Raw genomic sequence first — 12,275 nt, forward strand, 5'->3', positions numbered from 1 at the left:
TTTTTATTACACATGCTGCTTTAATAGCGCGTATAACTCTTCAAAATTATGCACTTCATATGTTGGCACAATCTCGCTATCATTTGATTTCTTTTCTGGATTAAACCAACAAGTATCAATTCCTGCTACATATCCACCTTTAATATCAGCACTTAATGAATCTCCAATAATAAGCCCTTCTTCAGGAGAAAAATTAGGAATCCGTTCAAAAACATAATCAAAATACTCTTTCATCGGCTTTTGGAATCCCGTATCTTCAGAAACAAAAATATCTTTAAACAATGAATGTAATCCTGCATTACGTAAACGTTTATCTTGCGTCTTAGAAATACCGTTTGTCACTATATATAAATCATACTCACTTTGAATTTGATTTATAAATTCAAACGCACCTTGCATGAGTTGGTTTCCTTCTTCTAAATAGCTGCGATAATTATTTTCGAATAATATCCCATCTACTTCTTCCCCGTACTCTTTAAACAAAATGGAAAATCGTGTATTTATAATTTCATTTCGCGTTATTTCACCTTTTTCAAAAGAACCCCAAAGGCTTTTATTTATTTTTTTATAACGATCCTCTATTTCATCGGTTAAAATAAGCCCCTTCTCTTCAAAAAGCATCCGTAAGGCGATTTTCTCAGCCTTTTGAAAATCTAGTAATGTATCATCTACATCAAATAGCAATGTTTTATATTTTTTCATAAACCCTAACACTCTCTTTTCTACAAAAACAAATTTACATAAATCGTATCATTCCTCCTTGTAAAAATAATAGGAGATATCTCATACTACAAACAGGGGTGAAAATATGAAAATCAGCAAAAATGAGAAAGAAATTTATCAACACATGCAAATTCACCAATTTCATACTCTTTTTTCCTTTAATGTCTTACCATATGTAGAACTGCATTCTTTTCAAAAGAAAGAGATGATCTGTAATGAGGGAATCGACCTCCCTTATCTCTATTACTTAATTTCTGGGAAAGCCAAAATATATATGAGTCACAAAAACGGAAAGGTTTCATTAATTAACTTTATTCAAGCACCTTCGTTCATTGGGGAATTAGGGTTAATTGGCGTAGAATCCGTTACGAAAGCGGTTGAGGTAATTGAAGATTGTATTTGCTTAGCGCTTCCTCTTAAAAATTGTCAGCATCTTTTATTGCAAGATGCTACTTTTCTACAGAAACTATGCAAATTTATTGGAGAAAAAACAATTACCCGAACGGAAAATTACGCCAAAAACTATAGTTATCCGTTCGAAAATCGATTAGCTGCGTTTATTCTATTAACGGAACAAAATAATTGCTATACCGAAAAACATACTGAGGCCTCAGAATACTTAAACGTCAGTTACCGCCATCTTTTATATGTATTAAACCAGTTTTGCCAGCAAAACTACTTAAAAAAAGAAGGAAGAACCTATTACATACAAAGTCGAATTCAATTAGAAAAACTGGCTGATGAACTTAAAATATAAAAAAAGTAGCATTAACGTTTACATGTTAATGCTACTTTTTTTGAGTGACGATTATGTTTTTAATTAAAATTTACTTGCTACTTTAGCCGCTTCTTCAAGACCTGCTGTAATGATTTCTTCTGCTTTATCTGGGAATTGGTTATGTCCTTCAATAACTACTGTTTCCATGTTTGTTGCGCCGAAGAAGCCCATCATGCTTGCTACGTATTTAACAGCCATTTCTACTTCAGCTGCTGGTCCTTCAGAATATACGCCGCCGCGTGCATTTAATAAAGCAATCTTCTTATCTCCAATAAGTCCAACTGGACCTTCTGGTGTATATTTAAACGTTTTACCAGCACGGTTTAAATAATCAATATACGTGTGTAATACGGCTGGAATCGTTAAGTTCCATAATGGGAAACCGAAAACTACTTTATCAGCTTCTAGAAATTGATTTAAATACTTATCGGCAACTGCTACCACTTTTGCTTCTTCTTCTGTTAAGTCAAATCCTCTACCTGCTTTGAATGTACCATTAATCATATCTACGCCTACATATGGTAATTCTTCTTTATATAAATCAAGTTCTACTACTGTATCATTTGGATGTGCTTCTTTATAGTTTGCTAAAAATGCCTCGTATAATCTCACACTTACTGCTTGTTCCGCTGGACGGTTGTTTGCTTTTACAAATAAAACTGTTGCCATGATTCTTTTCCTCCTACTACTCACTCTTATGTTGTTATATATTACTTACGAAAAAAGGGTACTCCCTTGTAATTGTTGTTGCTTACAAATACATTTTATCTTTATATCAAGACAATTTCGTCCTCACATAGACGTATTTTTCCATAAAAAAAGTCCACCTTCTAAAGGCGAACTAGGTCTTACGACTTTCGTCTTATACAATTCCATTTTTCACTGCATATAATGCTGCTTGTGTGCGATCGGATAAATGTAACTTACTCAAAATACTACTCATATGAGCTTTTACCGTTTTTTCTGTAATAACTAAAACAGAAGCGATTTCTTTATTACTCATCCCTTTCGCCAATAGCTGCAATACTTCATTTTCTCTCGCTGTTAACACATCCACTTGAACGGAAGGTTCTTCTTCTTTCTCTTCCTGTGGTAATGTTTGAGAAAGAAGGGCATTTGCTATATCTGGATGTAATTGAATATTACCTTTATACGCGCTTCGAATAGCTTCAACAAGCTGATCTGGTTCTATATCTTTTAAAATATAACCACTCGCCCCAGCTTTTAGTGCCGGCAATACATGAGCTTGATCAGAAAAACTAGTTAATACAATTACTTTCACATTTGGATATTCTTTTTTAATACAAGCTGTTGCCTCAATTCCATCCATCTCAGGCATATATAAATCCATTAATACGACATCTGGACTCGTTTCGCCTACTTTCACCAACGCGTCTTTCCCATTGTTTGCTTCCCCAACTAATTCAAAATCTTCCTGTGTGCTTAGAAAAAATGCCAATCCTTTTAAAACAACTGTATGATCATCAACTAACAATACTTTTATTTTCACAAACTTCCCTCATTTTCACATCATAATGGTACATTTACTTTTACACTCGTCCGCTGCTTACTACTTACAATTTTAATTGTTCCACCAACTAATTCTACTCTTTCACGCATCGTAGTCATACCGAGTGATTTTTTCTCTTTTATATCCTTTTCTACAAACCCATTTCCTTGATCGACTATTTCTAATGATACATTTTTCTCCGTCACTTTGAAATAAATCGTCGCTTCTCTTACATTCGCATGCTTACTTACGTTATTTAAAGCTTCTTGTCCAATTCGCCATAGCGCTTCTTCTACTACACGCGGCAAATCACGCACACCTGTAACTTGTTCCCGAATTTTCAATCCTAAACTTTCACCATACTGCTTTAAAGCTGGTAATAACCCTTTCTCTAATCCAGCCGGACGGAGCTGCCAAATTAATGTCCTCATTTCCTTTAAGGCACCTTGTGCTAATTCACGCATCTCATACAAAGACTGATCTACCTTTTCATTTTGACCCTTTAAGACAGCTTCAGCGCCTTTCGTCATAAACGTTAATGAAAACAACTTTTGTGAAACAGAATCATGTAAATCTCTAGCTAAACGATTACGCTCTTCCATTCGTACAAGTTCGCGGCGTTTTTCATTTAATCTTAAGTTCTCTATCATTAATGAAATATGATTTGCTAACGCTTGTACTACATCTATCGTATTTATATCAAATTCTCCATTATTAGAACTTACACTTAATACTCCAAATATATGATTTTGAATATGTATCGGAATAGCGATAACTGCCCTATTGGGATACTCTATATTACCAACCTGACGCTTCAACAAGACAGACTCTTCTTTTTCCAACGCTTCCTGTGCTGCCGCCTTCAAATCATCTTGTAGTTCATCCTTCTTATAAGAAGCTCTCACTGCTAGTTCATTTTCTTCTCTAATAAAGAATGCAACTTGCTCCCATAGAAATAAGCCCCCTATTTGCTTTACAATCTCCTCAGGCAATGCATTAAATTTATGAATTGTCCTTAAAGCTTGAATAAAACGTTCTAACTTTACATAATAATGAGCTCTTCTCTTTTCATTTTCATACAATTTCGTACGCTTTAATGCTGTTCCAATTTGAAAAGCAACTGATTGTAATAGTACTAATTCCTCTTCAGAAAAATGCGTTTTACCTGGGCTGGCTACATTTAATACGCCAAATTCGTCTCCACCTGCTTTGAGCGGTACTGTCGCATGATGCACAATCCCTTCTGTATCTCCCCAGTTGTATTCAACCGCATTATTAATTCTCTTACATTCAATAATATTAACTGCTCGCTCTAATTTCCCTTCCACAAAGCGATGCAAGCACCAGCAATTCCCTTCACACATCGGTCGTTTATTTTCGAATCTCAATCCCTCTGGTAATTGGTAATCAATTAATTTCGTATACCTACCATTTTCATCCGCAAGGAAAATCCATCCTGTCGTTAAACCAGTTACATTCAATAGCTTTTCCAGCACAGCTTGAAGTACGTGATATGTATCATTTGAGGTATTCAACGTTTCTGCAATCTCTTTTAATATAACTAATTCATTTGTACGATTCTCTTGAAACATAATTCGTCTCCTACATACAAGATTTTAAATAGCACTTAACATAAATCATCTACTTTTCACTTTGTACTTATTCGTAACATTGATATAATAGTGAAAACGTAGTTTTCATTATATCACCTAAGGGGGCTTTCCTAATGACATTAAACAAAGCACTTACAATCGCTGGTTCTGATACAAGTGGCGGTGCTGGTATACAAGCAGATTTAAAAACATTCCAAGAACTTGGTGTATACGGAATGACATCTCTTACGACAATCGTGACAATGGATCCACATAATGGTTGGGCACATAACGTATTCCCAATTGCGGCTTCTACATTAAAACCACAATTAGAGACAACAATTGAAGGTGTTGGCGTAGATGCTTTAAAAACAGGTATGCTTGGATCTGTAGAAATTATCGAAATGGTTGCGGAAACAATTGAAAAGCACAATTTCGAAAATGTAGTAGTTGATCCTGTTATGGTATGTAAAGGAGCAGACGAAGCATTACATCCTGAAACAAACGATTGCTTACGTGACGTTCTTGTTCCAAAAGCATTAGTTGTAACGCCAAACTTATTTGAAGCATATCAATTAAGTGGTGTGAAAATTAATTCTCTTGAGGACATGAAAGAAGCTGCAAAAAAAATCCATGCTTTAGGTGCTAAATACGTACTGATTAAAGGTGGTAGCAAACTAGGCACAGAAACTGCTATTGATGTGTTATATGACGGCGAAACATTCGATCTTCTAGAATCAGAAAAGATCGATACGACAAATACACACGGTGCAGGTTGTACATATTCTGCTGCAATTACAGCAGAACTTGCAAAAGGAAAGACTGTGAAAGAAGCGGTAAAAACTGCGAAAGAATTCATCACAGCTGCAATTCGTCATTCATTTAAGATTAACGAATATGTAGGACCAACACATCACGGTGCATACCGCAAATTCGTTGCACCGAAAGAACTTGTCTAACATAAAGCTTTTTATTCATAACTTTAAAAACATATTAAAACCGACAGAACATTTATTGTTCTGTCGGTTTTAATTACTTTGTAGAAATGTTTTAAAGTAATCCCCTAATTCCTATGATGCTGAACTAACCTTGTTTCTACCATTTCTTTTTGAATAATATAACGCATCATCCGCTGATTGAATAAATTGCTCAGGTGATTTTTTATACTCTGAAAGCCCAACAGAAACTGTAATTTTAATTTTTTCCCCATTTTGCAGTTGGAATGAATGCTTTTCAACAGCTAGTCGAATTTGTTCCCCTATACGAGTTCCAAATGCTAATCCCTTTTTTGGTAACAACAGGGCAAACTCTTCGCCACCCTTTCGAAAAACCAAATTAGGGAATGGCCCATTCTCTAATAAAATACGCCCTACTTGTTTTAATACGTCATCCCCAGCAGGATGACCGTATGTATCATTTATATACTTAAAGTGATCAATATCGATAAGTAATAAACAAAGTGAATCATTTTTCATATGTTTGTTACCAATATGACGATTCATCTCTAAATCAAACTGCCTTACATTCCCTAGATTCGTTAATGCGTCCATCGTTTGAAATAATTCATTCGATTGCAATACGTAACTTGCACTTACAAATGTGATGTATGCCGCAACAATGCTACAAACTATATATAATACCACTACGGATATATCCTTAAATAAAATAGAAAGTGGTATTATTAAAATAGACAGACTGTACACATTAAACCATATCCATTTTGTGAATATAGAAAATTTCATCCGCCAAATGAAGGTAATTCCAAGCCCTATTGCCACGATAGTATAGCAAGCCAATTCAGAGGCTAAAGAGTAATCAGTAAAAAGTAGCCGAGTTATTAAAATGATAGCAACTGTTATACTACTGGCTATCGGCCCCCCAATTATAACTGCCAAAATAACAGCCAAGTAACGTAAATCCAACATGCTATCTTCAATATGTGCACCAAAATGCATTAATAATACACTTAATATCCCAGTAAAAATACCTACTACACATTTCTGTCCAAAAGAGAATCCCTCTTTTAATGGCTTATCTCTTAAAAGCTGACCACCTACAAAGATAAAGGAAAGAATAATTGTCATATTTACAAATAGATCTCTGAACATAAAATAATCTCCCTACTTTTTCTTTTCCATCTATCCCTTTCCATATGTTATTGTATTACGAAATCCCTATAATTCCCAAACTTTTTTATTTTGTTGTTCCACGTGGAACAACAAAATAAAAAAGGGACGAAATTTCGCCCCTTCCATTAACAACATCGTGATATTTTTCCGCCTTTTGCATTAAACCTAGCTTCTTGTGCCTCAGCAAAAAATTGTTTTCGACATAGGATTTCCTCTTCTGGATGATGTACTTTCATATGATTTACATATGTTTCATAACTTGGAACTCCGACAAGTAAACTAATAAATTGCTTTCTCTTTCCCCATACCTTCCGTAATCTTTTAAGCATAGTTCCTCGACTCACTTTCGTCTCTTGGAATATATGGCGCCTCTTGTAACGGCATCGGCTTATTTCTTAATACTTGAATCCAAATTCGAAGCGCAGAAATTAATACAGCAATTACAACTATCATAAAAATTCCACAAAGCGCCGCATCAATATAATCATTGAAAATAATTTGCTTCATCTGAGCAATATTTTTAGCTGGTGCTAACACTTTCCCCTCATCTAATGCTCCCTGAAACACCTTTGCGTGTGATAGAAATCCTATTTTAGGATTTTCATGAAATAGCTTTTGATAACCTGCTGTCATCGTTACAATAAGCAATCCGACAGTTGGAATAAGTGTCACCCAAACATATGCCTTTTTTCCCATTTTGAACAAGATTGTCGTTCCAAGTAATAATGCAATACCTGCTAACATTTGGTTTGCAATACCGAAAAGTGGCCATAATGTATTAATTCCACCAAGCGGATCTATTACCCCTTGGTATAAGAAATACCCCCATCCTAATACACATAACGTTGTTGCTATTACATTCGCTAATGTAGAATCCGTTTTCGCGAATGGCTTATATACATGCCCTAAAATATCTTGAATCATAAATCGTCCTACACGCGTTCCTGCATCAATCGTTGTTAAAATAAATAGTGCTTCAAAAAGAATAGCAAAATGATACCAAAATGCCATCATCGCCGTTCCGCCCATTACTTGTGAAAATATATATGCCATACCAATTGCTAATGTTGGTGCACCACCTGTACGTGATAGAATGGTCTGCTCTCCGACATTAACAGCAAGTTCTTTTAATTCATTTGGTGTAATAGCAAATCCCCACGAAGAAATAACTTGAGCTGCTTGTGATACATCAGTTCCAATTAGTGCCGCTGGGCTATTAATTGCAAAATAAGTTCCCGGTGTTAATACACAAGCTGCAATCATAGCCATTGCTGCTACAAACGACTCCATTAACATTGCTCCATAACCAATTGGCTGTGCATGACCTTCTTGTTCAATCATTTTCGGCGTCGTACCTGATGAAACGAGAGCATGGAATCCAGACACAGCACCGCAGGCAATCGTAATAAATAAGAACGGGAATAAGTTACCTGAGAAAACAGGACCTGTTCCATCGATAAATTGTGAAACTGCTGGCATTTGTAAATCTGGTGCTACAATTAAAATACCGATTGCTAATCCAAGTATCGTTCCTATTTTTAAAAATGTACTTAAATAATCGCGTGGTGCAAGAAGCATCCAAACTGGTAATGCTGATGCAATGAATCCATATACGATAAGCATAATAGCAATTGTCTCACCACTAAAAGTAAACATACTTGCAAGCGTCGGATTTTCTGCTACATATTGTCCTCCAATAAGAGATAAGACTAGTAGAATAATACCAATTACTGATCCTTCTCCTACACGTCCTGGCCTAATGTAACGCATATAAACTCCCATTAAAATAGCAATTGGAATCGTTGCTGCGATTGTAAACATTCCCCATGGGCTTCCAACAAGCGCCTTCACAACTACTAAAGCTAATACCGCTAATAAAATGATCATAATACCTAAAATACCAATCATTGCAATTAATCCTGTAACAGGACCAATCTCATCTTTAATCATTTCTCCTAATGATTTACCATTACGTCTCATTGAAGCAAATAAAATTACAAAATCCTGTACAGCTCCAGCAATAACTACTCCAACAATAATCCAAATTGTCCCAGGTAAATATCCCATCTGTGCCGCCAAAATTGGTCCTACTAAAGGACCTGCCCCTGCAATCGCTGCAAAGTGATGGCCAAATAAAACCCATTTATTTGTCGGAACGTAATCCTTCCCATCATTTAACGTATGAGCAGGTGTTTGCCTATTATTATCTAGACCGAAAACTTTCCTCGCTATAAATCTACTATAAAAGCGATAAGCAATCGCATACACTGATACAGCAGCAACTAATAGCCATACAGCATTAATTGTTTCACCTTGAGATAACGCTATTACACCAAAAGCAGATGCTCCTAGTGCTGCGATAACCCCCCAAAGTAAAATTGACTTCAACGTTTTCACATACAATCCCCCCATTACTACTTCTTAGTGGAGATTGTACTAAATTTTCTGAATACTTTACTTAAATCCTCCTTATCATGAAGGATTTCTAGATTATCATGTTAAAATTCTCTCATTACTTGTCACAGTTCAATTTTATTTCGAAGTCGTTTTACATAATTGCGACTTACTGGAATCGGTTGCTCATCGTACCTGTCTAAATACAAATTATACGTGCCATTATAATAAGGTTTAAGTTCTTGTACATATGACATATTAATTAAATAGCTTTTATGTACACGTAAAAAATCATATGTATTTAGTTTATTTTCTAATTCCTGGAGTGTATATGTTGAAATATAATGATTATTTGTTGTATAAATTGAAACGGTTTTGTTTTCCTTATTTTTACTTACATATACAATATCTTCTGGGAAAACATATCTAATCCCCTCATGGCCTTCTATCGGTAGTTTACGCAAATGACTCTTTGCTTTCTCACCTTGTTCTTTTCCCATTTTATATAAAATGAATTGTAAATCTTCTTCACGAAATGGTCGTAATAAATAATAAAACGCTTGGAAACGAAAAGCTGTAATTGCCTCTTCTATATCCTCACCAATAAAAATAAATTTCGTATAACAATTCACTTCTCTTAACAAACTCGAATATTCAAAACCAGTACCATCCATTAATTGCGAATTTAAAAAAACAAAATCAGGTGTATGTTTTTTCATTATTAGCAAAGATTCTGTTCCAGTTTCCGCTTCAAAACATTCTACATTTCGAATATTTTCAGTAAAGTTCTCAACTAATTTTCTTCGCTCTTCTGCTTCTTTCATGATAAGTAAGATTTTCATTTATCCAGCCACCTAATTCCTTTGCCCATATGTCTTGTTGTATACATTCGCTTTAGTAAGAAACAATCCCTTTTTCTTACTATACCATTATTTATCTAAAAAAACAGAAAAAAGGAAACCACTTTGGTTCCCCTTTTCTTTTATCCCGATTGGTGCGAGCTAATAATTAGTGATTGATGGACAAAACACCCACTGACTAAAATTTCACTTTATACTAATTCCCTCTGTTTCGTTTCTTGACCAAGTATAACTACAGCAAGTGCCCCAATTAAAATTGATCCACAAAAAATCGTAAATATTAGCGATAGTGGAGCTTGTGAAGCAACTAAATACCCTACTAATAATGGTCCAAGAATACCACCAATACGTCCAAATGCCGCCGCCATTCCTGCACCTGTACCGCGAATAGTTGTTGGATACTGTTCCGGTGTATAAGCGTATAATGCACCCCAGGCACCTAAATTAAAGAAGGATAGTAACATCCCCGCCACTATTAATGCTGTTAATGAATCCGCAATTCCGAACACATAAGCACTACATGCTGTACCAATTAAATACGTAACCAATACAAATTTACGACCAAGACGTTCAATAAACCATGCAGCTGTGAAATATCCTGGAAGTTGAGCTAAAGTCATAATGAGTACGTACTGAAAACTTTTTATTAAACTAAAGCCTTTCAGTACCATTACACTAGGTAACCAAAGGAACATTCCATAATAGGAAAAGACAACACAAAACCATAGAATCCATAACATAATTGTTGCTTTACGATATTCTCCAGACCAAACCGATTTTATATTTTCAATAACAGATGGCCTTTTTTCAACCTTTTGGAACCTTGGAGAATCGGGTAAATTCCATCTTAAATATAAAGCATATAACGCTGGAACTGCACTTAATACCATAGCAACTTCCCAACCGTATTTAGGAATAACAAAATATGAGATAAGAGCTGCGATTAACCAACCACCAGCCCAAAAGCTTTCTAATAGTACAACTATTTTCCCACGTTCGTGCGCTTCAACACTCTCCGATACAAGGGTAGATGCAACTGGAAGTTCCCCGCCAAGTCCCATACCAATTAAAAAACGTAAAACGAGGAACATCGCGAGTGTCGTCGTTAAAGCCGTTAAGCCACTACCAATAGAAAATAGTAATAATGTAATAATAAAGACCGATTTCCGTCCTATTTTATCTGATAGTATCCCAAAAACGAGCGCCCCTACAGCCATACCAATTGAGTTAATACTACCTATCCAACCCATCTCTTGAGTACTTAATCCCCACTCTTTTTGCAACGCCACTATTACAAATGAAAGCATTCCAACATCCATTGCGTCAAATAGCCAGCCAAGCCCTGCTATACCAAGTAGCTTTCGCTTTGAAATTTCTTTTACCTTGCTCACAAGAAGTCCTCCTTACACAGGTGTCTTTACACATCATTTTACATGTGTGTATTGTATAAGTAAAATACTTTCGTATAAAAAATTCTCCTTCATCATTCCCAAAAAATAAAATGTTTATCAAAAATGAACAAATAAAAAAAGTAGCGATATCCCGCTACTTTTTTGAACGCATTACTTCTTTTAAAAACTCAGCTAGTACTAACTGACGACGCCAGCGTGTTGGATTACTACATAATCTGTAAAACCACTCTAAGTTAATAGCTTGAATCCATTTTGGCGCACGTTTTACCTCTCCGGCCCACACATCCAAACTACCGCCTACTCCAACAGCCATTTTCGTTTCTAAACGATGCTTATTGTTTTGGATAAAGTTTTCTTGTCTTGGGAAGCCAAGCGCAACAAGTAATAGATCTGGTTTTGCTTCTTGAATACGAGAAACAATATTCTCTTCTTCTTCTTGTTTAAAATATCCATCTTGTATACCCACGATAGATGCAGCTGAATATGTCTTCGTTAAATGATCAGCCGCGGCTTGTACAACATGTGGTTTTGCACCTAATAAGAAAACAGATACTGATTTATTCTCTTCTGATAACTTTGCAAATAAATTACACATTAAGTCAAAACCTGCCACACGCTCTTTTAACGGTGTACCAAGCATACCGCTTGCTTTAACAACCCCGATACCATCGGGTGTAATTAAATCTGTATTTAATAATGTTTTATGGAATTTTTCATCCTTTTTTGCGCACATAACAATTTCAGGATTCGCTGTTACTACCTGAAAAGTATGAGTTTGCTCTAATTCTAGTTGCTTCTTTAAATGCTGGATCGTTTCATCCATTGTCATTGTAGAGAAAGGAACACCTAGAATATCAACCGTTTGTACTGACATATT

12 protein-coding genes are annotated in these 12,275 nt (G+C 35.5%); 2 read left to right on the forward strand and 10 right to left on the reverse strand.

Annotation, left to right across the window (positions count from 1 at the left end):
- Nucleotides 1-6 precede the first annotated feature (6 nt).
- A complete protein-coding gene (locus BWGOE10_RS26995; protein ID WP_070145664.1) occupies nucleotides 7-702 on the reverse strand; it encodes a YjjG family noncanonical pyrimidine nucleotidase in 696 nt (231 codons plus the stop codon).
- A 106-nt stretch (nucleotides 703-808) separates the two neighbouring features.
- Here BWGOE10_RS26995 and BWGOE10_RS27000 point away from each other — a divergent pair, with 106 nt between their 5' ends.
- Nucleotides 809-1,480, forward strand: coding sequence for a transcriptional regulator YeiL (locus tag BWGOE10_RS27000; protein ID WP_070145666.1), 672 nt, complete (start codon nucleotides 809-811; stop codon nucleotides 1,478-1,480).
- 63 nt (nucleotides 1,481-1,543) lie between these two features.
- Here BWGOE10_RS27000 and BWGOE10_RS27005 read toward each other — a convergent pair whose 3' ends face one another.
- The 3 genes from BWGOE10_RS27005 to BWGOE10_RS27015 all read right to left on the reverse strand — a co-directional run bounded on the left by BWGOE10_RS27005 (nucleotide 1,544) and on the right by BWGOE10_RS27015 (nucleotide 4,603).
- Nucleotides 1,544-2,170, reverse strand: a complete 627-nt coding sequence (locus BWGOE10_RS27005; RefSeq protein ID WP_070145668.1) for an FMN-dependent NADH-azoreductase — start codon at nucleotides 2,168-2,170, stop codon at nucleotides 1,544-1,546.
- Nucleotides 2,171-2,363: 193 nt separating this feature from the next.
- Complete coding sequence (locus BWGOE10_RS27010) at nucleotides 2,364-3,011, reverse strand: response regulator (protein ID WP_002123660.1); 648 nt, start codon at nucleotides 3,009-3,011, stop codon at nucleotides 2,364-2,366.
- A gap of 20 nt (nucleotides 3,012-3,031) precedes the next feature.
- A complete protein-coding gene (locus BWGOE10_RS27015; protein WP_070145669.1) occupies nucleotides 3,032-4,603 on the reverse strand; it encodes a GAF domain-containing sensor histidine kinase in 1,572 nt (523 codons plus the stop codon).
- A 134-nt stretch (nucleotides 4,604-4,737) separates the two neighbouring features.
- On the opposite strand from BWGOE10_RS27015, the gene pdxK reads away from it, so the two are divergent.
- Nucleotides 4,738-5,562, forward strand: a complete 825-nt coding sequence (gene pdxK / locus BWGOE10_RS27020) for a pyridoxine/pyridoxal/pyridoxamine kinase (protein ID WP_002113152.1) — start codon at nucleotides 4,738-4,740, stop codon at nucleotides 5,560-5,562.
- A gap of 111 nt (nucleotides 5,563-5,673) precedes the next feature.
- Here pdxK and BWGOE10_RS27025 read toward each other — a convergent pair whose 3' ends face one another.
- The 6 genes from BWGOE10_RS27025 to BWGOE10_RS27050 form a co-directional block, all read right to left on the reverse strand.
- Complete coding sequence (locus BWGOE10_RS27025; protein ID WP_070145671.1) at nucleotides 5,674-6,711, reverse strand: GGDEF domain-containing protein; 1,038 nt, start codon at nucleotides 6,709-6,711, stop codon at nucleotides 5,674-5,676.
- Nucleotides 6,712-6,857: 146 nt separating this feature from the next.
- Nucleotides 6,858-7,061: a YbdD/YjiX family protein gene (locus BWGOE10_RS27030; protein WP_070145672.1), complete on the reverse strand. Its 204-nt coding sequence runs from the start codon at nucleotides 7,059-7,061 to the stop codon at nucleotides 6,858-6,860.
- Nucleotides 7,054-9,129, reverse strand: a complete 2,076-nt coding sequence (gene cstA, locus BWGOE10_RS27035; RefSeq protein WP_070145674.1) for a carbon starvation protein CstA — start codon at nucleotides 9,127-9,129, stop codon at nucleotides 7,054-7,056. The genes BWGOE10_RS27030 and cstA overlap by 8 nt, the downstream gene beginning before the upstream one ends.
- Before the next feature lie 122 nt (nucleotides 9,130-9,251).
- Complete coding sequence (locus tag BWGOE10_RS27040; protein WP_070145676.1) at nucleotides 9,252-9,968, reverse strand: LytR/AlgR family response regulator transcription factor; 717 nt, start codon at nucleotides 9,966-9,968, stop codon at nucleotides 9,252-9,254.
- A 209-nt stretch (nucleotides 9,969-10,177) separates the two neighbouring features.
- The gene (locus tag BWGOE10_RS27045; RefSeq protein ID WP_070145678.1) at nucleotides 10,178-11,377 is read right to left on the reverse strand and encodes an MFS transporter; all 1,200 of its coding nucleotides are present in this window, start codon (nucleotides 11,375-11,377) and stop codon (nucleotides 10,178-10,180) included.
- A 154-nt stretch (nucleotides 11,378-11,531) separates the two neighbouring features.
- On the reverse strand, nucleotides 11,532-12,272 hold the full coding sequence (locus tag BWGOE10_RS27050; protein WP_070145680.1) for a WecB/TagA/CpsF family glycosyltransferase: 741 nt from the start codon (nucleotides 12,270-12,272) through the stop codon (nucleotides 11,532-11,534).
- Nucleotides 12,273-12,275 lie beyond the last annotated feature (3 nt).

It is taken from the genome of Bacillus mycoides, assembly GCF_001757995.1.
GTDB classification, from domain to species: Bacteria; Bacillota; Bacilli; order Bacillales; family Bacillaceae_G; genus Bacillus_A; species Bacillus_A mycoides_B.

Coding starts and splice junctions, on each gene's coding strand:
- BWGOE10_RS26995 (WP_070145664.1), bottom strand. CDS start 702: ATGAAAAAATATAAAACATTGCTATTTGATGTAGATGATACATTACTA.
- BWGOE10_RS27000 (WP_070145666.1), top strand. CDS start 809: ATGAAAATCAGCAAAAATGAGAAAGAAATTTATCAACACATGCAAATT.
- BWGOE10_RS27005 (WP_070145668.1), bottom strand. CDS start 2,170: ATGGCAACAGTTTTATTTGTAAAAGCAAACAACCGTCCAGCGGAACAA.
- BWGOE10_RS27015 (WP_070145669.1), bottom strand. CDS start 4,603: ATGTTTCAAGAGAATCGTACAAATGAATTAGTTATATTAAAAGAGATT.
- pdxK (WP_002113152.1), top strand. CDS start 4,738: ATGACATTAAACAAAGCACTTACAATCGCTGGTTCTGATACAAGTGGC.
- BWGOE10_RS27025 (WP_070145671.1), bottom strand. CDS start 6,711: ATGTTCAGAGATCTATTTGTAAATATGACAATTATTCTTTCCTTTATC.
- BWGOE10_RS27030 (WP_070145672.1), bottom strand. CDS start 7,061: ATGCTTAAAAGATTACGGAAGGTATGGGGAAAGAGAAAGCAATTTATT.
- BWGOE10_RS27040 (WP_070145676.1), bottom strand. CDS start 9,968: ATGAAAATCTTACTTATCATGAAAGAAGCAGAAGAGCGAAGAAAATTA.
- BWGOE10_RS27050 (WP_070145680.1), bottom strand. CDS start 12,272: ATGTCAGTACAAACGGTTGATATTCTAGGTGTTCCTTTCTCTACAATG.